At 58.6% G+C, this 23,617-nt stretch carries 13 protein-coding genes; 7 read left to right on the forward strand and 6 right to left on the reverse strand.

Annotated features, from left to right (window positions below):
- The 3 genes from BUA15_RS00005 to BUA15_RS00015 all read right to left on the reverse strand — a co-directional run.
- On the reverse strand, positions 1-4,621 hold a 4,621-nt coding region (locus BUA15_RS00005; RefSeq protein ID WP_178139361.1), incomplete at its 3' end, for a VWD domain-containing protein.
- 95 nt (positions 4,622-4,716) lie between these two features.
- A complete protein-coding gene (locus BUA15_RS00010; RefSeq protein WP_072714545.1) occupies positions 4,717-5,352 on the reverse strand; it encodes a LuxR C-terminal-related transcriptional regulator in 636 nt (211 codons plus the stop codon).
- 28 nt (positions 5,353-5,380) lie between these two features.
- Positions 5,381-8,293, reverse strand: coding sequence for a sensor histidine kinase (locus BUA15_RS00015; RefSeq protein WP_072713760.1), 2,913 nt, complete (start codon positions 8,291-8,293; stop codon positions 5,381-5,383).
- Positions 8,294-8,442: 149 nt separating this feature from the next.
- Between BUA15_RS00015 and BUA15_RS00020 the strand changes: the two genes are divergently transcribed.
- From BUA15_RS00020 to BUA15_RS00045, 6 genes are all read left to right on the forward strand, one after another.
- Positions 8,443-9,405 (forward strand): universal stress protein, encoded by a 963-nt coding sequence (locus BUA15_RS00020; protein ID WP_072714546.1) that lies wholly within the window; start codon positions 8,443-8,445, stop codon positions 9,403-9,405.
- Positions 9,406-9,439: 34 nt separating this feature from the next.
- Positions 9,440-10,219 carry an energy transducer TonB gene (locus BUA15_RS00025; RefSeq protein ID WP_084660480.1) on the forward strand — a complete coding sequence of 260 codons (780 nt, stop codon included), beginning with the start codon at positions 9,440-9,442 and terminating at the stop codon, positions 10,217-10,219.
- A gap of 6 nt (positions 10,220-10,225) precedes the next feature.
- The gene (locus BUA15_RS00030; protein ID WP_084660481.1) at positions 10,226-11,155 is read left to right on the forward strand and encodes a universal stress protein; all 930 of its coding nucleotides are present in this window, start codon (positions 10,226-10,228) and stop codon (positions 11,153-11,155) included.
- A 200-nt stretch (positions 11,156-11,355) separates the two neighbouring features.
- Positions 11,356-12,399, forward strand: a complete 1,044-nt coding sequence (locus BUA15_RS00035) for an Acg family FMN-binding oxidoreductase (RefSeq protein WP_072713765.1) — start codon at positions 11,356-11,358, stop codon at positions 12,397-12,399.
- A gap of 76 nt (positions 12,400-12,475) precedes the next feature.
- Positions 12,476-14,665, forward strand: a complete 2,190-nt coding sequence (gene ppk1, locus BUA15_RS00040; RefSeq protein WP_072713767.1) for a polyphosphate kinase 1 — start codon at positions 12,476-12,478, stop codon at positions 14,663-14,665.
- A 60-nt stretch (positions 14,666-14,725) separates the two neighbouring features.
- Positions 14,726-17,824, forward strand: coding sequence for a PAS domain S-box protein (locus tag BUA15_RS00045; protein ID WP_072713769.1), 3,099 nt, complete (start codon positions 14,726-14,728; stop codon positions 17,822-17,824).
- Between the two features lie 42 nt (positions 17,825-17,866).
- Here BUA15_RS00045 and BUA15_RS00050 read toward each other — a convergent pair whose 3' ends face one another.
- The 3 genes from BUA15_RS00050 to BUA15_RS00060 are packed head-to-tail and all read right to left on the reverse strand — an operon-like array spanning position 17,867 to position 22,592.
- Positions 17,867-21,343 (reverse strand): M4 family metallopeptidase, encoded by a 3,477-nt coding sequence (locus BUA15_RS00050; RefSeq protein ID WP_084660482.1) that lies wholly within the window; start codon positions 21,341-21,343, stop codon positions 17,867-17,869.
- Positions 21,340-21,744, reverse strand: coding sequence for a hypothetical protein (locus BUA15_RS00055; RefSeq protein ID WP_178139362.1), 405 nt, complete (start codon positions 21,742-21,744; stop codon positions 21,340-21,342). Before BUA15_RS00055 ends, BUA15_RS00050 begins: the two co-directional genes overlap by 4 nt.
- 5 nt (positions 21,745-21,749) lie before the next feature.
- Complete coding sequence (locus tag BUA15_RS00060) at positions 21,750-22,592, reverse strand: T9SS type A sorting domain-containing protein (RefSeq protein WP_072713774.1); 843 nt, start codon at positions 22,590-22,592, stop codon at positions 21,750-21,752.
- A gap of 391 nt (positions 22,593-22,983) precedes the next feature.
- On the opposite strand from BUA15_RS00060, the gene BUA15_RS00065 reads away from it, so the two are divergent.
- Complete coding sequence (locus BUA15_RS00065) at positions 22,984-23,556, forward strand: outer membrane beta-barrel protein (protein WP_072713776.1); 573 nt, start codon at positions 22,984-22,986, stop codon at positions 23,554-23,556.
- The last annotated feature ends 61 nt before the right edge of the window (positions 23,557-23,617 follow it).

Raw genomic sequence — 23,617 nt, forward strand, 5'->3', positions numbered from 1 at the left:
AGAACGTCTCGGTGACGATGCCCTGGCTCAGGCAGACCAGTTCGGCCCAGCTGCGGAGTTCTTCGGGCAGGTCTTCGACGGTGAAGAGATTGTTGGGGTCGGGGAAGAGTGGATCGTACAGATCTGGTCCTTGGCTGAAGAGGCTTTCGTCGGAGCCGAAGGGAATGCGCCAGTCTTCGCGGAAGGTGGTCAGGTAGAGGTCGCGTTCGAGTGGGTTGTTCAGGACTGTGCCGTCCTGCAGGCGCAGGTCGTTGGAGGGGTTGCCGTCGGCGTCGCCCAGGAGGCCGATGAGGTGGCCCCGCCGAAAACCACTGACCAACACCCGGTAGTCCAGGATGCTGCCGCGGCGACGGACGGTCAGCGCCGAGCCGTCCTTCCAGGAAATAATCACCTGTGTGCCCTGGGCCACGACGCTACCTCCTCCGCTGAGCGGCTGCGTAAAGTGGGCCCCCTGCATGCGCTGGCCGTTGATCCAGATGGCCAGGAGGTTTGTGGCCGAGTCGGGGTAGACCTCCACGCGGTGGCCGTCGACGTTGGCGGCCAGGGCGGCGTTGACCGAGACGCGGTTGCTGTTGGCCCAGGGTTTATGGCGGACCTGGATTTCGAACAGGTCGCCGGGCAGCGTTGAGCGCACGGCCAGGTAGTCGCCAATGGCATGGAAGTCGTAGCCCAGGCGGTCGAAGGTGGTGATGTGCGGATCGCCCCAACTGCCACCGCGGGCCGGCGGACGATCACCCGCAATGGGTGGATTGTCGTTGGGATTGTCTGCGTCCTGGCAGGAGAGCGACAGCGAGAGTGTGCGTTGGACCTGTTTGGCGTCAGTGGTGAAGGTGAACGTAGCGCTGCCGGTCAGGCGCTGGCCGAGGCGCTCGTCGGTGCACGCGGTCTGGACGGTGAAGGTGGCGGCAGAATCTGGAGGGGTGATGGTGGCCTGTGTGGGGGTGAGGGTAAACGGTCCCTGCGTGTTAGAGACCGAGACGGTTACGGTGCCGGCGTCTTTGGCGATGGCCCGTACGGTCTGTTGCAGGCGGTCGCCTTTTTGGCCGATGAATTCAAGATGAGAAGGCTGAATGCTGAACTCCGGATTACACAAATCCACCTCTCCCAGATAGGAGAAGCCGAGCGGTAAGCGCAGGGAGAGCACGGGAATGTCGACCGAACTTACCAGGTGGGCTTTGCCGCCGTCAGGTGTGCTACAGTCAAGCTGGGCTGGATCGTAAGATACCTGAAACGTCTTGCCCCGGGGAGCGGCTTCGCCTAGCTTGTATAACTGATTGCTTTGCAGCTGGTAGAGCAAGATGGCTTCCGCCCATCGGTAGTAGCCTTTGAGCGTTCCAGAGACCAGATGCCGGGTGCGATCCACATAGGCCGGTTGCTCAAGTGCAATGTCGCCGATGTTTGTCTGCCAGAATTTGAAATCTTTTAGATCAATTTTGCCATTTTTGATTATATTCTGAAGTTTTGAAATCAGGTCTGACGAAGGCATCTGTTCGAGGATTTTTGAGACAAAGTCGACCAGTTCGCCCTGAAATACCAGTTCGGCAGAGGTACCCGTATTTACCGCAATACGACTTTTCGTGAGGTCCTGCTTTCCACCGATTGTGTTGACAATGGTGCCGTAGTCGGTAACGCCTTGGGGCGATATGGTCAGATAGGGGCGTAATCCTAAGCCCAGAAGGAATAGCACTTTGGTTTCTTCCGCGAAAAGCGGCGCAATGGTCGATCGTCTGGTCTGGACGAAGCCTAGGATGGGGCCGATGGTAAAGGGTGAGAGTTTGAAGTTGGCTTTGTAGTAGTTCAGAACATCTGTTTCAGCTTGATAGGAGATCAGGTCGAGCACCTTCATAGAGAAGGATCCTGAAATGTCTGCCTGTACAGCATCGCTCTGTAAGCGGATAAGCTTACCAATATTTGCGGAAGTATTCAGCGCGGCTTTTAGCTCGGCCGATAGTATTTCAAGGGTTTTAGATGATTGAGAGGGGGAGCTTCCAAGAATTTCTTCCTTGATGCCATCAAGAATACCATCAATGATGGTTATTCTGATAGCCAGTCCGACAGTATAAGTAAACAGTTGATGTGAATAGATCCCTAATCCGATGGGAATCAAATAAGTAGGTCCTTTTGTGGGCAGGTCAAGCTGGTAGGCTATTGAGACGCTGCCTTTTGCGTTAGCCGCAATGCCTGAGTTGAATTGAACTTTTTCGAGTAGCTGCGACAGGGTGTTGTAATCCAGGGTAACAAGCGCACGATAGAAATCCTGGGAATCTTTTACGATGTCCCATTGAGAGACATGCAGGGCTCCAGAGATATCGAGAGAGAATTCAGCTTCGATACTTCCTCCTGTTGCTTTCCATTCACACGTTACCTCAAAGGTATATCCCAGGCCTATTGTGCCGCTTCCGATGCCCGGGCGTTCCAGTTTACCGCTTAGCTTGCCGCTCAGCTTAACTTTGTAGTTGCACGGGGCTTTTTGAGGTTCACCGGTTTTGAACAGTTGCTCTTTTAGCTCGTCAGGCCAGATTGTGCGCATTGCATTGGGATTCACAGGGGAGATACCCTTGCGGGCGAGTTGTATCAGATCGGGGAAGGGATAGCTTACGTAGAGGGCTTCCAGGGGGAGCAGGCGAACGCCTAGCAGGACATAGCCATTTCGCCGGGCAATGACGTGTTCAATCTGTCCGCCGAGGCTAAAGCCTTCGCCTTTGCTGACAATTTTCTGCCCCGCCTGATACTGGCCCAGAGTGTCTTCCTGGAGGGCTACACCGATCATGAGGCCAGGTGGATCGAGCAGGGGACGTTCTGCCTGGTTCCATTCAAGATCTGTGAAGAGACTGCGTCGCCGGGCGATTGCTTCCGCGTGTAGCGGATAATTTACTGGCCAGACCACCTTTTCTTCCGGTACGACCACCACATCTGAACGGACCTGCACCAGGCGTATCAGGGCCTGCCCTGCATAGTAGGTGCTGTCTGGAAGCAACCGCGACCGCACTTCAAGGACCAGGAGACTGTCTTCGACGGCATGAGCAGCTGGGGCCTCTATATGTAGTTTACCGGTCCCTGCCCACTGCACCGACCAGCCCGATCCGACAGTGACCAGCTCCAGATAATCGGAGCTGCCGGCAAAGCGATTTCCTCTGGTATCTTCAACCCATACGTCCAGCGTGCGCACCTCGCCCGGTTCCATCGTCAGTTCCTGCGGGGCGATGATAATCGCTACAGCTCCGTCATGCTCAACCAGCGTCTGGCCCTGCAGCGGAGGGCCCAGCTTGATCGGTTGACGGGGCAGGTCGCCCCCGCTGCGCGGGCCTTCGGCCTGATAGGGCGAGGCCTGTGGTACCGCCGTTACTTCGTTGGACTCGCGCGACTCGCCGCGCACTCCTACGGCGGTTACGACAAAGTAGTAGGTCCGGTCGTTTTGCAGACCTGTGATGACCAGGGGCGAATTGACTGCCTCTAACTTGCGGCCTTCGAGCTTATTCTGCCAATTGTCTTTGTTGACGCCGGCTTCGGCTGCCAGATAGACATTGTAGGAGACGGCTCCACGAGCAGCAGCCCAGGTCAACACGACCGAACCGTCGCCGGGTACAGCAGCCACTTGGGTGGGAATCTCGGCAGTCAGCGGCCAGAGAAAACAGAGGGCCTCCTGGGAGACAGAAAGTCCCAGGCAGATCTCAGGAGGAGCGCCTACTTCCGCATTAAAGTACAGAGCAGTGGTCAGGGGACGTTGAGCGATCCTGCGTTCAAGCGTGTCGGTAGCAATTGTTTTGCCTAGGGCGTCCAGGCGTCGGAGCACATAGCGTGTGCTGTCGAAGCGTTGTAGCTCGAAGCGGACCGCCTCCCCTAACCGGCGTCCGGGATACTTGCGAGCGGCGATAAGAACGGCAAAAGAGACTCCCTGCCGAAGCGCTTCGTCTGTGAGGAGATCAAGGCCAGGTTCAAGCGCTCCAGCCAGCACAACGTTATCGGTCGAGACAATCAGCGTACGCGTGGTGTCAATCTGAGGGCTCAGTCGGCGTAATTGAGCAACGGTTTGCAATAAAGCCCGGCGAGAGAGCGCTTCGATGGTATCAGCCTGCGTAGTAGAAGGTGCTGTAGCAGCACGTGGAATGTGAAAGCGTAATAGACGATCATTTCCCAGACGGATCATTAGCTCAAGGGCGTCCCTGGAGGCAACAAGACCGACCCGAAGGGCAGCATCATCGGGACTAGGCGGGCGCGTAGTGTCCAGCGTGGCTGGTACGCTCAGGCTATGGCCCTTATTGTCGTCAAGTTCAACGGTTAACGTTGTGTTATCCGAAAAAACTCGGAGTCGATACCATCCGGGGGGTAATTCAGGATTGAGCCCCTGGGGAGTGCCCTGTTGGTCGTATTGGGTCACATAAAGTAAGCCAAGGGTTGCTGGATGAGCGAAGTTGTCAGGGAGGGGATCGATGGGGGCAAAGAGAGTGGTCAGTCTGGGGTCAAGATAGAGGACTATGGAAGCGGTATCGATGGCAACCTGAAGTTGGGCGGCCGCTTGCTGCAACAGCGCACTGCGTTGAGCAAGTGCTAGCGAGCAGGTGCTCCACAGAGCTATCCAGAGGAACGACTGCACCAGAAAAGTTCTGCGTTCTGCACGCATTCCTGGAGACAGCCGCACCATCATTGGTTTCAGACGAATGACTGACCGTACAGAGCAGATGCTCTTATTCTATAGGGAGGCTCGAATCGACACAATCACCCGCTTGGGGGATTTTGCAGGAGGCGGCTGACGGCTTCGGCGCGGTTGCGCGCCTGGAGCTTGCGATAGATATGGCGAATGTGCGTGCGGACGGTTTCCACGCTGATGTGCAAGCGATCCGCAATTTCTGCGTTCGACAGGCCCTGAGCCAACAGGTGCAGGATTTCGCGCTCTCGGGGCGTGAGCGTCTGTAATCCAGCAGCCGGGGCAAGCTGACGCCGGAACAGTTCTAAGGCGCGGCGGGCCACACCGGCCGACATCCAGGAGCCGCCCTGGTGCACAGTGCGAAGAGCAGTAATGAGATGTTCAGGTAAATCGCGCTTAACCAGATAGCCCGATGCACCGGCCTGAATGGCTTCTACAATGTGCTGATCATCGTCAAACACCGTTAGCACCAGGAATTCGGTGCGCGGTAACTGGGGGCGCACCGTACGAATCAGGGCAAGACCGGACTCGTCCGGTAACCCAATATCAACCAGCACAATATCGGGATGGAGCCGCCCAAGGGATTGACGAGCTTCTTCGACGTTGGCAAAGCTGCCAACCAGCACCAGGTCGTCGGTAGCTTCCAGGAGAAAGGATACTGTATCACGGACAATTGCTTCGTCTTCGACCAGGGCGATGCGAATCATAGCAACACGAAGCTGCTCAAAAAACATGCTACGTTGTTTGTAGGGCTTCGTCAATCCCCCGATCGGGGGAAAGCGGTAGCCGTAATTCCAGGCAGGTACCCCGGCCCGCAACGGAGTGGATCTGGAGCTGTCCCTGCAGGCGGGCGGCCCGCTCTTCCATAAAGCGCAGTCCGCGGCGCTGCACGGTTTGCGGATCGAACCCTTTGCCATCGTCGCAGAGGCGGAGGTGCAGGAAGTTATCCTTCAGTTGGACCTGCAGGGTAACGGTGGTAGCCTGCGCGTGTTGAAGCACATTACGCAGTCCTTCTTTGACAATGCGCACGACATGCAGGCGGCGTTCTGCGTCGATGGCCCGTTCGGGAATAGATTCCGGCAGGTCGAATCGGGCCTGTAGCCCACCGGCTTCGGCCATCTGGCGCACGGTTTCGCGCAGGTAGCCAAGCAGGATGGGTAGCTGGTCGTTGGCAGGATCAGTAGACCATAGCAGGAGCCGGAGTTGATCGAGCGCTGTGCGTGCCAGTTCGGCTGCCTGACGCAGGCGTTGCGTCAGTGCTTCTGGGGTGGGCAACTGACGCAGCGAAGTGGTGAGCAGAAAGTAGATGCTGGTCAGGGTAGCGCCTACTTCGTCGTGCAGGTCGCGGCTCAGGCGACGCCGTTCCTGTTCGAGTACCTGACGGGCCAGTAGCAGCCGTCGATATCGCTCTGAGAGTACAAAAAAGACCAGGCCGGCCGTCAACGCCAGGGCCAGCACCAACACGGCCAACCGAAAGCCATCGGTTTCCCATAGATAGGGCTGAAGCGTAAAGCGGACCGGTTGCGGCAAGCGGCCTGGCTGCCCATCAGGGCCAATCACCTCCAGGTAGAGTCGATACGTGCCAGGTTGAAGGCCGCTGAGCAGCAGTTGAGGGCTTGCGCCCAGATCGATCACCTCACGTCGTTTGCCTTCGAGGGTAACCCGGTAGCGCACGCCCTGCGGATAGGAAAGAAACAGGCCCCGAAAGACAAAGCCCAGCGTGCGCTCGGAAGGGGGAAGCACCAGGGGCTCTCCATAGTAAGGAAGCTCTTTCAGGCGCAGACTGCGGAGGCGCAGCACCGAGAGCACCACCGGACGTGGCGCAAACGGGTAGGGACGAATAGCCTGGGGATCGAACCAGACCAGTCCGTGGGTGCCTCCAAAATACACGTGGCCTTCGGTATCGGTGGCATAAGCGCCGCGGTTGAACTCGGTCATCCCAACGCCTTCTGCAGCGCTGTACACTCTAAAATGTACATGCGGCAGACTGTCGAGCGCAGCGCGCACGAGGCCTCGGTTGGTACTGAGCCAGAGATGGTTGTCGGTGCGGACAAGGCCGTAAACGGTACGAGAGGGCAGACCGTCCGATTCGTCCCAGCGGTCCCACTGGCCTGCATGGTGGCGCCAGAGTCCCTGGTTGGTACCCAGCCAGTGACCGTCTGCATCGTAATGCTGCCCCCATACGGCAAGTCGGGTAGGAAGCGGTACCGGATGCGCTTCGCGGATCTGGCCGCGCGCATCAAGATGCAGGCGAAAAAGCCCCTGTCCAGTCCCTACCCAGAGCGTGTCGCCAGCGCGCAGCAAGCTTCGGATGGGCGCATCGATCTGATAACGAGGCTGGAGAGCGCGGTCCTGCGCCTCCACGTAATAGAGCGTGCCATCGTAGCTACCGGCCCAAAGCCCTGCACCGTCCCGTAGCAGCGCTGTAAACGTATTTGGACCGGGAGTGCGGGAGGATGAAGGGAGGGGCAGCAATAGCTGCGGGCAGTCCACACAAACCAGGCCGTAGTCTGTGCCGGCCCAGATCTGGCCATTCGGATCTTCGGCGAGGGCCCAGACAAACGCGTTGGCAAGCGGAATGGTGCGTTCCAGGTGCCAGTCTTCATCCTGCCAGCGAAACTGATAGAGACCGCCGCCAATGGTCCCCACCCATAACCGACCGACGCGGTCTCGTAGAATGGCAGATACGTAGCCGCTGGTTAGCCCCTGGTTTCGATCAAGCAGGCGGAAATCAGGACGCCAGGGGTCCCATACATACACGCCGCCAAGCGTTCCGATCCAGATCCGCCCCTGTGCGTCGGCGGTAAGCGACAGGACGTAGCGCGTAAGCTGGGTTCGATAGGGAAAAGGAACGGTGAGCTGCTGAATCTTTCCGTCTGGTGTAATAATCCAGGCTCCCTCTTCCGTAGCAACCCATAGGCGCTGGGCATGATCGAGCGCCATTCCCCGGATCGGGGCGGGAAGAGGATAAGCACCCAGTGGATAGATCCGACAGAAAGCTGCCGTGCGATAGACATGGAGGCGCCCCTGGTAATACAGCCAGAGACGATGGTGGCGGTCTAGATGAAGGTAGGTAGCGCCCGGCGCGCTCATCAGCGCCAGCGCCGTAGTGTCGGGAGGGCGGCACCAGAGCGTATCCGTCTGTACCCACCAGATGGTGCCGTCAGAGGCGACCTGCCAGGCCTCCGAGGCAGGTGGTGCCGTGGTATCGGAGCAGGGAAAAGGGGTATTCGGTCGGTAGAGACGCGGACCGCAAGCCGTCCAGATCCAGGCTTCCCCATTGGGCGCTACCTTCAGCGAATAGGAGGCGAGCGCCCGAAACGTGTCGGCATCCGCGGGCTTTACCAGCAGGTGAGCGCCCAGACGGGCCCATATTCGTTGATAGCGGTCAACGTATAGCGCTGGAGCAAAGACCAGTGGCTGCAACGTGCCATCGGGTAGGCGGTATTCCTTCCAGGTTCGAACCGTTATGCCATCCCAGCGCGCAACGCCGTCCAGGGTACCCATCCAGAGAAAGCCCGTGCTGTCGGCTGCGAGTCCGTAAACCGAAAGCTGCGGCAACAGGCCTTCTAATGGCACCTCGCGAAGGCGGAGCGTATCGCCTGCTGCCAGCAGCCAGCCTGCCAGCACTAATAACCAGACCCCCATTACACTAACACGTAACGATGTAAGGTTTTACCCCACATAAGAATCAGGGACTTGCCGCAACGGAAAATATAACCTTCCTGTCGCGATCTCTCTGTCTTTTTTGCGTATATCTCGGTAGAACTAACGGAAAGTCAACGATGGAGGGCGCCATGCTGGAGATTCGACGCATCTTGTTTGCTGATGACTTTTCAGCGTGCGCAGAGAAAGCGCTGCCTATTGCACTGGCACTGGCCCGGGAACATGAGGCAGCGTTGCATCTGCTGCATGTGGTGGTCCCTTATGAGGATGCGCGTGGCCTTTCTGCATTGACCGACGAGCAGGAAGCGCAGCTCAAGCAGCAGTTGCAGGAGCGGCTGGCTGTTGCCCGTAAAGGGCAATCCCAGGAAGCAGCAGGAGCCCTGAAAACTGTCGTGGCCATTGAACGAGACATCGCACCGGCACCTGGAATTCTGGGATATGCTGAAGACCATGATATCGACGTGATTGTGATGGGGACGCACGGCCGCCGCGGCTTTCGCCACTTCCTGATGGGCAGCGTCGCGGAGGAGGTCGTGCGCCTGGCCCGGTGTCCTGTGATTACCACGCGCCAGCAGGTAGATCCGTGGCACGTGCATCCTCCACGCCGCATCCTGGTACCGGTAGATTTCTCTGAGCATAGCCGCACAGCGCTGCGCTATGGCCGGGAGCTAGCTGCGGCTTTTGGGGGGCAGATCACTGTGCTTTATGTGATTGAGGAGATCCTGCATCCCGCTTTCTATAACACAGGCGTCTTCTCCATTTACGATGTCATGCCCGACATTGAGGAGCGCTCGAAGAAGGCGCTGGAAGAGTTTGTCGTGCGCACCGACGGGCCGGAGGTGTCGGTCAGCTATCGGGTGGTGCATGGCCGGGCTGTGCGGGAGATTCTGCACGAAGCCGAACGCGAACCGGCGGATCTGATTGTGATGTCAACGCACGGGCTGACCGGCCTGCAACACCTGTTGCTGGGCAGCGTGACGGAACGGGTTATCCGGCAGGCGCCCTGCCCGGTGTTCGTTGTCAAGGCTTTTGGCAAGTCGTTGCTGCGCCCGGCTCAGGCCGCAGCTCCTGAAAAAGTAAAGACCACAACCTGACCTGCAGGCTTCAGAAGAAGCCGGGAGGTGGGCCATGACAGCACGTGTTCAGAACAAATGGCGGGTATCCCGGTCGCGATCCGAGCGGACGGCCCCCGTCGCAAAGGAGCCAGAGCGCCTGCGGCGCCGGGCTCCTTACAAGCTGCCTGAGGCAGATCTGCGGCCGTACTACCGGCTCTTCATCATGCTGGGGTTGACGCTCGCGCTTGCCCTGCTGATTGTACTGTTCCACATTCCATGGCGGCCCGAAACGGAAGTGGCGCTGGCTGTTACTGAACAGGAGGTGGTCCAACTGGAGGAAATCGTACAGACGCGTCAGGAGCTGCCTCCACCGCCTCCGCCACGTCCTGCTGTTCCGATAGCCGTGCCTGACGAGACCATCCTGGAAGAAGAGCAGGTAAGCTTTGACGTGTCGCTGGACATTAATGAGGCGATTACGGAGCTGCCGCCGCCTCCGCCGCCTCCTGAGCCTGAAAAAGAGCAGCCTGCTGAGGAAGAGCAAGAGATCTTTGTGGTGGTGGAAGAGATGCCCGAACTCATCGGGGGCATTGAACGGCTTTATGAATTGCTGGAGTATCCAGAGCTGGCGCGGAAAGCCGGCATGGAGGGACTGGTGGTGGTTCAGTTTGTCGTGGAGCCTGATGGAAGCGTGAGCAACATCCAGGTAGTGCGCTCAGCCGGGCGATTGCTGGACGAGGCCGCTGTCCGGGCCGTCAGGCAACTGCGCTTCAAGCCCGGGCGGCAACGGGGGCGCCCCGTGCGCGTCCGGTACGCCCTGCCCATCCGGTTCAGGTTGAAGGAGGCGCAGTCGTAACAACCCATGAATAGCAAAGCAATGTGGCGTAACATCCTGGTTCCTACAGACTTTTCGGGAGCCGCACGACAGGCGCTGCAACTGGCGGTGCGGCTGGCCGCACCAGACTGCACGGTCCATGTGATGCATGTGATCACACCGACCGAAAGCGATCCGTATAGCCCAGTGCGACTGCGGCCCGAAGAGCAAGCGCGGCAGCGGCTTCCGGAAGAAGTTACCGACGAGCTGTTACAACAGCTCATTCAGGATGTGGCGTCGGAGCATGCCTCAATCGCTCGCGCCTGGCGGCGCGCTTCGGATGTGGTGGGCGCTATTCTGGATTATGCCGATACGGTGGAGGCCGAACTGATCGTGCTGGGAACGCACGGCCGGCGAGGACTGCGGCGTTTTCTCTTAGGAAGCGTGGCAGAGGCTATCCTGCGTCGGGCTTCTGTGCCGGTACTGACCGTGCGCGAACAGGCCCGCGTTCCGGAAGGCATTCGGCATATTCTGGTGCCTACTGACTTTTCCAATGATGCTCGCATGGTGTTGCGCGAGGCGGCCCGCTGGGCTGCCCATTTTCAGGCACGGTTGACCTTGCTGCACGTGCTGGCCCCAGCCGTTGTGCCGGTCTCGGTTACTGAAGTAGCTGCTGTCTATGAGGTAATGCCAGGGTTGCAGCAGCGACTGGAGGAAGAGCTGGCGCGCTGGCTTGAGGTAGAAGTGCCCCCTTCGGTGCAGGCTGACTATCGAGTAGAGGAAGGACCGGTGGACCTGACGATCCTGGAACAGGCCCGTCAGCAACAGACCGATCTGATTGCCATTGCCACGCATGGACGTTCCGGCGTGGCTCGTTGGCTGCTGGGGAGTGTGACCGAACGGGTGCTGCGCCAGGCCCCTTGCCCGGTCCTTACCCTGCGCCATCAACCTGTGCCTGCAACGTCTGCCATGTACTAGAGCGCCGATCGTTTTAGCATTGTAGGGGAATCCCCTACAACTGCGGTCAGGAATTTACGTCAGGGGGGATGGTTTTTTGCTGATAGCCAGGCGGCTCGTACGCTCCTAGACTAGGAAGGCCTCCCATTGCGCCCGCATGGACGACAGAACAAGCGTAATCGCAGCAGCACTTGGCAGATACGGGTAGACGCAAACGGCATATGACAACGGCCTGGAAGGAGGACCCGTGGCAGGTGGTTGAGCATGATTTTCCGCGCTACGCCACGTCCGAAGTACAGTTACGTTTTCTGCTAAACTATGCCGTACTGGCGCCTTCGGTCCATAACACACAGCCCTGGCGGTTTCGCATTGTGGGCAGCGAAGTGGAACTCTATGCCGACCGCACCCGTGCGCTGGCTGTTGCCGATCCTGAAGATCGCCAGCTCATTATCAGTTGCGGGGCTGCGCTGTTTCATCTGCAGGTAGCCATACGACACTTTGGCTATCAACCCCAGGTGCGGCTGCTGCCCGATCCTGACGATCCAGATCTGCTGGCTTTCATTCAGCTAGGTCCCCCTGAGCCTGCCACGCTTCTGGATCACCGACTATTTCAGGCTATCAAAAAGCGGCACACGAACCGCCTGCCCTTTGAAGACCGCCCCGTGCCTGAAGCGGAACTACGCGCGCTGGAGCGAGCGGTTGAACAAGAAGGGGGGCATTTGATGGTGGTGCAGCAAAAGGAAAAACGCTATGAACTGGCCGAATTGATCGCCGAAGCAGATCGAAAACAGATCTCAGATCCCCGCTTCCGTCGTGAGCTAGCCGCCTGGACGCACCCTGCGCGTCGTGAGAGTAAGGATGGTCTTCCCCTTACAGCTAGAGGATTGCATGAATGGTTGGGACCTGCCGGACCGCTCGTGCTGCGCACTTTTCTATGGGCACGTGGCCAGGTAGCCCGCGACCGACAACTGGCTGAGGGCTCTCCCGTACTCCTGGTGTTGCTGACCGACCAGGACGATCCTCGGGCCTGGCTGCAGGCCGGACAGGCACTGGACCGACTGCTGCTGCAGGCCGCCGATTATGGGCTTTCAGCCTCTTTTCTGAATCAACCCATTGAAGTCCCTGAGGTGCGGGAGAAGCTGCGCACCTGGCTCTCCACCCAGGCGTGGCCGCAGACCATCCTTCGGCTGGGGTACGGTCCGCCGGTTCCCCCTACACCCCGACGGCCCGTCCACGAAGTGCTGCTCCAGAGTCGCTACGTTTAAGCAGGCGGCAACAAAGCGCTGCCGTCCGGGTACATGCTTCTAACAGATGGCCTTGTGGCATCTCAACACGTCAGGAATGGCCCGCACAGTATCATCGGTTTCCTCCGAAACCATTCAGGGCGACGGGCGCCCGCTGGAGCAGTCTATGTTTGTCATTCCGCAGGCAACTCGTCCGCGCCCCGTTCCACCGGGCCGCCCGTTAGACGATCCACGTCTGTATTTCAACCGAGAGCTGAGCTGGATCGATTTCAACTGGCGCGTACTGTATCAGGCGCTTGATCCACGCGTTCCGCTGTTGGAGCGCGTGCGCTTTCTGGCCATTACGTCGTCAAACCTTGATGAGTTTTTTCGCAAACGCTACGGTGGACTGAAACGGCAAGAAGCCGCAGGGGTGCGCCAGCTCTCGCCTGACGGACGCACGCCGACCGAGCAGCTTCGGCTGATTCGAGAAGCACTTCGGCCGATGTACACCTGCATGTACCGCCTGTGGTGCGAAGAACTGCGACCTCTGCTGGCCCGGGAGGCTGGAGTGCACGTGCTCGACTATGCGCAGCTCACCAGAGCCCAGCGTCGCTACCTGGCCCGCTACTTCGAAGAACAGATCTTTCCGGTACTTACGCCGCTCGCTGTTGATCCAGGGCATCCGTTTCCGCTTATCTCGAACCTGAGCCTGTCGCTGGCCGTGCTGCTGCGCCATCCCAAACAGGGGGGCGAACACTTCGCCCGCGTCAAAGTGCCTACAGATCGGGGACGCTGGGTACCGCTTCCGCAGCCCCTGCACTTTGTGCCTCTTGAAGAAGTCGTGCGGCACCATCTGCCTGAGGTGTTTCGCGGCATGGAAGTGCAGGGCGCCTGGGCTTTTCGCATCACGCGCAACGCCGACGTGCGTCGCGCCGAGGAGGAGGCCGAGGACCTGATTGCCATGATTGCGGAGGAGCTGCGCGAGCGGCGTTTTGCACCGGTTGTGCGCATGGAGGTCGAACGCAGCATGCCCGAGCGGGTGCGAAAGCTCCTGATGGAAGAGCTGGAACTTGACCCGGACGATCTGTTCGAGGTCGATGGTCCGATTGATCTCAGCGACTGCCTGGCGCTGGCTGCTCTGGATCTGCCGGCCTTCCGCTATGAACCCTGGGAACCTGTCATTCCGCCGGCACTCGCGCATGAGGGCGAAACGCAGGATCAACGCACGATCTTTGACATCCTGCGACAGCGCGATGTGCTCGTGCACCATCCCTACGAGTCGTTCGCGGCCAGCGTGCAACGCTTCCTGGAGGAAGCTGCCGACGATCCGCATGTGCTGGCCATCAAACAAACGCTCTACCGCACCTCCAGCGACTCGCCCATCATGAAAGCGCTCATGCGGGCGGCCGAACATGGCAAACAGGTCGCCGTGCTCGTGGAAGTTAAAGCGCGCTTTGATGAGGAAAACAATATCGAATGGGGACAGCAACTGGAACGGGCCGGGGTGCACGTCACGTACGGACTGGTGGGGTTGAAGACGCACGCTAAAGTAACCCTGGTGGTGCGTGAAGAAGACGGACGGCTGCGCACCTACGGCCACATTGGAACGGGCAACTATAACCCCGAAACTGCGCGCCAGTATGCCGATCTAGGACTGCTGACAGGGCGCGAAGACATTGGCCGCGACCTTGTCAACCTGTTCCATTTTCTAACAGGCTATGCACCTGAGCAGCAATATGAAAAATTACTGGTAGCACCGCGCGATCTGCGGCCAGCTCTGGTGCAGCTCATCCGTCAGGAAGTGCGCCACCACCAGCAGCACGGTAACGGCCGCATTATCGCTAAAATGAACGGTCTTGACGATGTAGGCATTATTCAAGAACTCTATCGCGCGTCGCAGGCAGGCGTGCGCATTGATCTGATCGTGCGCGGCCCCTGCCGGCTACGACCCGGGCTCAAGGGGTACAGCGAAACCATCCGGGTGCTCAGCATTGTCGGCCGTTTTCTGGAACACAGTCGCGTCTATTACTTTCACAACAACGGAAATCCGCTCGTCTATATCGGCAGCGCCGATTGGATGCGGCGCAATCTAGATGATCGGGTCGAAGTACTGGTGCCTGTCGAAGAGCCGCGGCTTCGGCAGCGGTTGATACATATCCTGCAACTGGCGTTGGAAGATTATCGAACGGCCTGGGAGCTTCAACCCGACGGTCGATACGTGCTGCGGACGCCCCGAAGCGAACAGGAAGCTCAGGGCTTTCAAGAACGCCTGATGGAGCTGGCCCGAAGCCGCGCCCGGACCTGATCAGTAGGAATGGCTTTTGCTAAATCGCTGACAAATTGATAGGATATAAGTAAACGCTGTATGGAAGTGCACGAGGCGCCGGCTCTGAAGCAGGAGGCGTTGTACCGGGCCCTGTTCGAGACCACCCAGGACGCCGTTCTGATTGCAGACGCTAAGACCGGCCAGATTCTGGAGGCCAATCCAGCAGCCGAACGGCTTTTTGGCTACGACCGCGCCAGGCTCTGCCGGATGCACCAGACCGAGCTGCATCCGGCCGAACTTGCCACCTCCTATCGAAAAAAATTCCGGCGTTTTGTAGAAGCCGGTGCCTTTCGGGAGCGTGGCCTGATCGTGCAGCACGCCGACGGCAGTTGGATCCCTGTGGAACTCTCCGGACAGGTACTGGAAGTAGGCGGCAGAAAATTACTCCAGAGCGTCTTTCGTGACCTGCGTGAACTGCAACGTCTGACAGAAACCGAAGCGCTCTATCGCACGCTTTTCGAAACCAGCCTGGCCGGCATCTACCTGCTGCAGGACGGACGCATCGTGGTGGCCAACCCGCAGGCAGCAGCCATCTTTGGCTACACGCCAGAGGAAATTATCGGGTTGCCTGTTGCAGCCGTTGTGGCCGAAGAAGATCGGGAGCTGGTAGCTGAAAACATTCGCCGTCGAATGACCGGCGAAGTGGAGGAGATTCGTTACCGGTTCCGAGGGCGACGCAAAGATGGCAGCCGGTTCTGGGTGGAAGTGCGGGGGCGACGCATCCTCTACAATGGGCGTCCGGCTATTCTGGGGACGGTGCTGGACGTCGATGAACAGGTGCGCACAATGGAACAACTGGCCCAGAGCGAAGCCCGCTATCGCCGGTTGTTCGAACATCACGTGGCTGGCTTTTATCGGACCACTGTCGATGGAAAAATCCTGCGCGTCAATCCGGCGCTGGCCCATATGCTGGGCTACGACGATCCCGCTGAGCTGGAAGGGCAGCCGGCCAGCATGCTTTATATGGAAGAAGCAGATCGGGTGCAGTTTCTGGAGGCGTTGCGTCGAGAAGGGCGACTTGTCAACTATGAAGTCCGCCTGCGGCGAAAGGATGGCCGCGTGCTCTGGGGCCTCGAAAACGTGCTGCTGGTCCAAGAGCCGGATGGCACAGAGTGCGTTGAAGGCACGCTGATCAACCTGACCGAGCTGCTGGAGCAGCGCCGGCGCTATCTGGGCTTGTATGAACATACAGAAGATGCCATTTTCTGGGTGCGGGTCACCGAAGACGGACAATTTTTAATTGAGGCAACCAACCCATCGCATCAGCGCAAAACCGGGCTGACGCCCGAGCAGCTCTGGAATCGCCCGCTGGATGAGGTCTTGCCTCCCGACATTGTGGCTCACGTAACCGGTAACTATCGCCGTTGCCTGGAAGCCGGGCATCCTATTGAATACGAAGAGACCCTGGATTTACCTGCAGGCCGTCGCACCTGGCTCACGCAGCTTGTACCCATCCCCGATCCCGATGGCCGCATCCGGCTGATTGCTGGCATTGCACGGGACATTACCGAACTGCGACGGCTGCAGGCATTGCTGGAGGAAGAAGGACTGTTTCTGGAACAGTTTGTCTCGGGCGCTTCTCGCAAAACCCTCTGCGTGCGGCTCTGTCGCGTAGCTGAACGATTCATTGAAGGGGCCCGCGCCTCGGTATGGCAATATGCGGAAGGTAGACTGCATCTATGTGCTGCCCCAGCACTGCCCGAAGCGTTTCAGACGCTCTTTGATGGACAACTCATTGGGTCCAATCAAGGATCGCTGGGCGCAGCCGCCTTCAGTAGACAGCCCGTCTGGGTTTCCGACATTGCGAAGGATCCCCGATGGAGTGCCTTCCGCGAGCAGGCGCTGGCCCAGGGACTGCGTGCCTGCTGGGGGGTGCCTTTCTTTGGACGACAGGGAGAACTGCTGGGCGTGTTGGGGCTGTGCTTCGATCAAGTGCGCGCTCCGACGCCTGATGAACAGGCCGTTGTAGCCCGTCTGGCCCATCTGGCCGGCGTAGGGCTGGCTAAAGTCCAACTGCAGGAAGAACGGGAACGGCTGGCCCGTGTTGTGGCGCAGATTTCCGAAGGCGTAGTGCTGACCGACACCGTAGGTACGGTAGTATGGATCAACGAAGCCTTCACCCGCCTGACCGGATACCGGCCTGATGAAGTGCTGGGCAAAAACATTGAACAGCTTCTGCACGGCCCGGAAACCGACCGCGACACGCTCCGACGCATGCGGCTGCGTCTGCTACGCGGGCGACCAGCGCATGCTCGTCTCTACCATTATCGAAAGGATCGATCGGGCTTCTGGGATGAGGTGCACATTGATCTGCTCTATGACGAGCATGGGCAGCATATCGGCTACATCGGGCTCATGGCCGATGTTACCGAACTGGTAGAAGCCGAGCAGCAACTGAAAACGGCGAAAGAGCGGGCAGAAGAAGCCAGTCGGCTGAAGTCGGCATTTCTGGCCAACATGAGCCATGAAATTCGCACGCCCTTGACCGGCATCCTGGGGTTCGCTGAATTGCTCGATGAAGAGCTGGGAGCACGCAAGCAAGAAGACTTGCGTGAGTTTACGCAGATCATCGACCGCTCCGCTCGGCGCCTGCTGACGCTATTGAATGACTTGCTGGACCTGAGCAAGATCGAAGCCAACCGCCTGGAACTGCAGTTGCAAGCCACCGATGTGGTAGAGGTTGCCCGGCAGGCCGTGCAGCTTATGCAACCGCTGGCCGAGGAAAAGGGCGTGCAGTTAAAACTGCAGGTCAGGCGCCCGCCATTAGCCTGGGCTGATCCCAACCGGGTGCATCAGATCCTGGTTAATCTCCTCTCCAATGCGATCAAGTTTACCGACGAAGGCCACGTGCAGGTGCAAATAGGACGAAAGCAAGGACGAGTGTGGCTAGCGGTCGAAGATACCGGCTGTGGTATCAATCCCTCGTTTTTGCCCCATCTGTTCGAGCCATTCCGGCAGGAACACGAAGGGCTGACGCAGACGCATCATGGCGTGGGGCTGGGACTGGCTATCGTGAAACGATTGGTCGATCTGATGGACGGCCAGATTGCGGTGCACTCTACGCCGGGGCAGGGAACATGCTTCGAAGTGCTCCTGCCACGCGCCCCTGACCAGGCATGCCACAGCTCATCCCGGTAATAGGGACAGCGCAACACCAGCATGCGTACCGAACCGGCATACTTAATGCGGACCGACCACCAGGGTGCGACGCACAACATGAGACTGCTGCTGCAACTCTAAGTAATAGCGACCCGCCGCCAGCGTTGGAAGATGCAGGCGTAGTTGCTGCCAGCCCTGTCCTATCAAGCGCGTCTCTTGCCAGACAAGACGGCCCAGCAGATCATATACCCGGATGTGCAGGGGAGCAGCGGTAGGACTCCCCAGACGCAGTATCAATCGTTGGCGCGAGGGCTGCGGATACAGGGTTGCTAAGGTCAGCGAAGTGGGCAGCGGCCGCACCGCTTCTGCGTTCGTAAACGCCTGGCGCACCTCAATGGCTACCGAGTCGTAGGCGACGGCCCCCCAGGCGTCCACCACAGCCAGCCAGACTGTGTAGCGGCCAGGAGTCTGGAAGGTGTGACGGGTGCGCTGACCGCTGCCGGTCGTCCCATCGCCAAACTCCCAGTAAAAGTTCAGGGCATCGCCATCAGGATCGGAAGAAGCAGACGCATCGAACGTGACTGTCAGCGGGGCCAGCCCCACGGTAGTGTCCACGCGCAGCGAAGCAACCGGAGGACGGTTTTGACGCGCTTCGCCCAACTGGCCCAGCCAGACCCCATTGAATGGCACGCCACCAAACATCTGAATAATATTGGCAAACGTCAGTTGCTGGCCATCATCAAACACGAGCCATCCATTTTGAGGGCTGGTTACCATGAGCTGCGTCCCATCCGGAGAAAAGACCGGTCGCAAAGGATCCAGCACCTGGCCTCCCGTACGCTCCGGAATACCCGCAGCAACCAGGCGTCCCTCCTCATAGTCAACTATGACAACATCTGTGGTGTCGTTTACCACCAGATTAAAGGCCACGATATCTGGATTCGTCGGGAAATAGATGGGATTGCCAATACTGACCTGAGGGGTCTGGGCTGGAATGAGGCTGTAAATTTCGAAGTTTTTCGCAAAGTCTACCTCGTATGCTGACCAGTAACGGAACTGTTGACCACCCAGTTGGATGCGGTTGAGTGCGTCGAACACAATGCGCGGGACGGCCGGATTGGGTGACCAGTTCACTACATCGGGAAACGCTATGGTTTTGATCTTCACGTACATTGTGCTGGTTGGCTCCAGCGGAAGCTGGTAAACCTGCTCGCCGTCCCAGAAGTACAGCGTGGCGTCATTTTTATAAGCCGAAACAATAGCGGCCACGCTACCGTCCGGGCTGATCGAAGCGTTCCAGAGGTCACCGGGCTGGTTCAGATAAAAATCAAAACGGTAAAGCTGACCGCTTCCAAGGTCTATAGCGGTCAGATACCCCTCAGCATCCACAAACCAGAGCGACCGTCCATCACGCGTACCCGAAAGCTGCGCTACATCTAAACGACCATCCTCGTATTGCGTAAAGCGTGCCCGGACCGTGTTGATCAGGGTGGCCTGCACGTTACTGGGATCCGTAACGTCCAGCACGCCTATTTCGCCGGCATACTGAGCGTACCACGGATCCCATAGCACGAAGAAAATTGCAGAAGCCTGCACTTGAGGAGCAGGAATGTCGTTTCCTTGATCGCTTCCCTGACCAACGGTCGGGCTGATGCCTACCGCGTCAAATGCCTGTTCTACCGCCTGCAACTCAGCTCCTTCACCGTAGAGGTCGCGTGCAGATTGTTCAAGGGCCTGCCGCAGGTCGCCAAACTGACTATTACGCGTCAGGTACTGGCTCAGCGCGCGGTAGTAGATCTGGCCGGCTTTTTCTGCACCAATCTGTTCGATAAGCAATGCTGCCGCTCGGTTAGGAATGCCGCTGTTGATATGCACGCCGCCATTGTCCGTGGTAATATCCAGGGTGCGGTACTCGGACATATGAGCTGGTTGCGGAGCCAGCACGTGGTTGCCGCCGGGGTTTTTCAGGTCGCGCAGCGCCTGTTTGCCGGTTTCCGGGCGGACAATGCCTTCGCCGATTTGAAAGTCACCGGTTGCCAGCACCGCAAAAACGTCGGCAAAAGACTCATTGAGCGCTCCTGGCTGAAATTGATAGACCAGATTCGCCGTGTGCTCGATGACGCCGTGGGCCATTTCATGTACGCCCACGTCCGGATTGCCGGCCAGTGGCAGGAAATCCCGCGCACCATCTCCGTAGGCCATAACTCGGCCGTTCCAAAACGCATTGTCTATGGGACGGCCATTTTCCGTTACGTGGATTACCGATAAAATCGTGCTGCCCTGATTATCGATAGCGTTTCGGTTAAACTGGGTATGGAAGAAGGTGAAGGCCAGATAATGATTCCAGTGCGCTGAGACAGCCACAGGATCGCGCCAGACATTGTCGGCCGACGAAACCAGCAGCACACTGGTGTTGCGGCTAAGGTCTTGCTGCTGCGCGTCTAGCACTACTGCGCCGCCCTGGGGTTCATAGGGAAGACGCGAACGGCTGAGGTCCAGCGAAGGAAGGTCCCAGATCATGTAGTAGCCAGAAGCTGGATCATGGTAGACCCGCAGGGTGCGGCTGTTGCCGCGCAGATCCTGCGCCCGGGCGTCTACAAAGTTACCCTGAAGGGGAGACAGGGCCGGAGATGCAAGGATTGGTTCATCTGGGATGGCCCCGGGTTCAACCGGCTTCAGCGAACAATGGGTGGCAAAGGCATGCAAAAGCGTGCCCGTCTGAGCGTCCACCAGGTAGGTGTACCGCTCGATCCAGTTAGGTCGAATGTCCACCTCATAAGCAAGCCGCCACCCGAGCTGCTCATGGCGAAACAGTACGAGCCGGGGAGACTGCTCGTCGAGTTTGAGCACGTTGCGCAGGAACGGACCAGGTGGTTGCCAGCGTCCCTGCTTACGCAGATCCTGAGCAGCCCGCTCATAGGCGTCGGTGGCTGTCAGACGAGGCGTAAGATCGGCAAGATCGGCAGGCGTTGGTTCATAGCTGCCGTTCAGAGCGTAGATTCGCCCGGCGTTATCTAGGTGCACACGTAGCTCTGCGGCCCAGACGGGATAGCCCTGGTACTGCTGCGCGTAGCGCAGGTGCGTGTATCCCAGAGCGTCTCGGCTGATTTTGACCAGCCGAAGTTCTTCCCGAGGGTTGTCCAACTGCAGCAGCCGGCGATTGCGATAGAGAAAATCGGCTACCTGATGGGCCAGGTCCTGGGGACGTTTGCCGGCTACCTGTTCCAGCTGGCCGATCAGCCATCGAACCGTTCCGTTGGGGGCCCGGTAAAGCCGGGGACTTTCTAACTCCTGCAACCGCAGTGGTTTTTTAAAGAGGAGCGGGGTGCGTGCCAGTTCTCCTACGGGACGACCATAGCGCAGCAGGGATCCGTGTCGTTGGCGGAACGCCTGCGAAAGCGCCTGAGGCGTTTTCAGAATGGGAAAATTCAGGCGCTTGGAAAGCGACGGAAGTGGTCGGCGGTCTTCGGGTGCTTTGAGCGATTGTGCCTGCAGGGGAAGCGCAAGTGTACCGATCAGGACACCTATCAGGAAAAGTCTCCGGCGGAGGCGCATCATGGCCGTTGAAGCTTCTGGTTAAGGGTTTCATACAGCGTTTGAAGCGCCCGAGCCGTCGCGTGCGTGTCAGCTACACCCCAGGCCCAGCGCAGCGTGTCGCGCGACGCGTACAGCACGATAAAGCGGGTATAGTTGGCGGGAGAGGTATAGGCAGGTAGCCCCTGCAACTGCTGGTAGACGGTTTCCAGGAATTGCTGCTGGGAGGCGTTCAGCTTCCATCGTCGTTGCAGGTGACGCGCCTGGCCGGGACGTTGCGCCCATGCTTCGACGGTACCGTTGGTATAGACGGTATATCCATGCTGCGCTCCGGTAAAGCCACCCCCTTCGCCCCAACTGAGCCAGGGCGCGTGGGAACGACAACGAACGCCGGTTAACAGCAACGCCAGACTGAAATAGTACATGAACTTCATCGCCAGACCACGCTGTGGACGATCTGCTGTCCGTCAAACTGCATGCGTAGTAGATAAAGACCAGAGGGCCAGCTGCCGCGTGGAACCATCCAGAACGAAACACCGGCTGGCGCCTGAACGGTCTGGCGCCAGCACAGACGGCCCAGCAGGTCGTAAAGGGTAAGGGTAACGGCCGTAGCCCGCGGAAGAGTTAGCTGCACGATCAACCGCTCTTGAGCCGGTCGGGGGTAGAGCGCTAGCTCTGGTCGAGGGAGCGTGGAGGCTTCACGAGACACCAGACCAATAAGGTTGCCCTGCGCTTCTACCTGTACCACAAAAACATACAGGTAGGGAATGGCGTCCGTGCGATAGGCTACGTATTTCAGGGTGCCATCTGGATGATAGGCGACCAGAAAAAAAGCATTGTCTCCGTAAAGATAGGTATAGCCCTTTTCCCCCTCAACACCATCCTGGTCCAGGTCTACGTCAATAATGGTAGGTTGCAGGAAAAACGGCTGGCCTCCTCCAAGATAAGCCCAGAACCCGTTTTCGCGTTGTGGATCGTAAGGACAGGTCGCCAGGTGGACGCTGGGGTCGTTCACAAATCGGCAGTAGGGATCAATCAGGGCGGTGCTGCCGTCTGCCAGCGTTGTCTGGTAGGCCGTTCCCTGCCACTCCAATTGCAAAAAAGTCTGAGCTGGAAGGGAGCGGCATTCGCCAGATCGGAGATCGCAGGTATAGCTGCCTTCTACCTGCCGGATCAGATAGCGCTCACGGTTTAGCGGAAGCTGGGCTTGGCTGGAGACGATCAGAAACAGCGCGTGCACTAGCAGCACGCTGATCCATCGAACGCCCCGCATGACCGGCCTGTGGCGTGGATTATTGATACCACCCTAACAGTAGGGTGAGAAGGCGAAGGATACAATCCCCCGTCCGGGGGATTTTGGAAACAGACAAACGAGCCGGACGGGCAAGAATAAAGCAGAATCTACCCGGACATAGCCTGCGGGGACACCTCTCGCAATAAAGAAAGGCAGCAATGCCGGGGTGCCTGAGACCAGAGAACAATCCCGGGTAGGGGATAGCTCTGGGGCTGGCAAACAATGCGGCCGAGAACATTGAACGAAGCCGTCTAACACCAGCACTGGACCGGCGATGCATTTTTAATTGTTCGTTCATGTTGCAATGCATACCATCCAGGGTCCTCTTCAGAGTAAGGAGCTTCTCTTTAACGCAAACCTGGAAAGAGCCATGAAGACCTCTCTGGTTGCTACGGTTACGCTGCTCGTCCTCCTGGTACCCTCCGTTCAGGCCCAGAAGACACAGGATGCCACGCAATGGGGGCTGGGGGTTAGCCTGATCGGTGGGGGAGTAGCCGCCAGCAGTGTCGTCAGTGAGGCGACCGATCTGTTTGTGCCCGTCGGTATTTATGTGCCTATTTATACGGCGCAATTACGGGTGGAGCCAGAAATCGGACTGCAACGCATCAAGGTCACTTCCGGTGAGACCGTTACCTACACCGTATGGCAGCTTGGCATTGGCATTTTTCAGCCCCAGTTGCCTGCCTCAGGAGTTCGCATCTATTGGGGCGGCCGCGTTGGCCTGTCTCTGGTTTCTTCTTCCGTTGAGCGTGGAGGGTTGCGTTCCAGCGCTTCGGGCACGGGCCTCATTGCCGGACCGGCGACAGGTGGAGAGTATTTTTTCTCGCCGCAATTTTCGCTGGGCGGGGAGCTGCAGTTGATGTACGTGCGCATCAGTATGGAAGGCGAGACGCTGACTTCACTGCGCACGCGTCCGCTGTTTTTTGTGCGGTGGTATTTTTAGCGGGTAATCCGCCCGCCAATCGCTTGCTTTTGGCGCTGTAACTTGCGTTTTTTGCGCAGTC

Source organism: Rhodothermus profundi, from assembly GCF_900142415.1.
GTDB classification, from domain to species: Bacteria; Bacteroidota; Rhodothermia; order Rhodothermales; family Rhodothermaceae; genus Rhodothermus; species Rhodothermus profundi.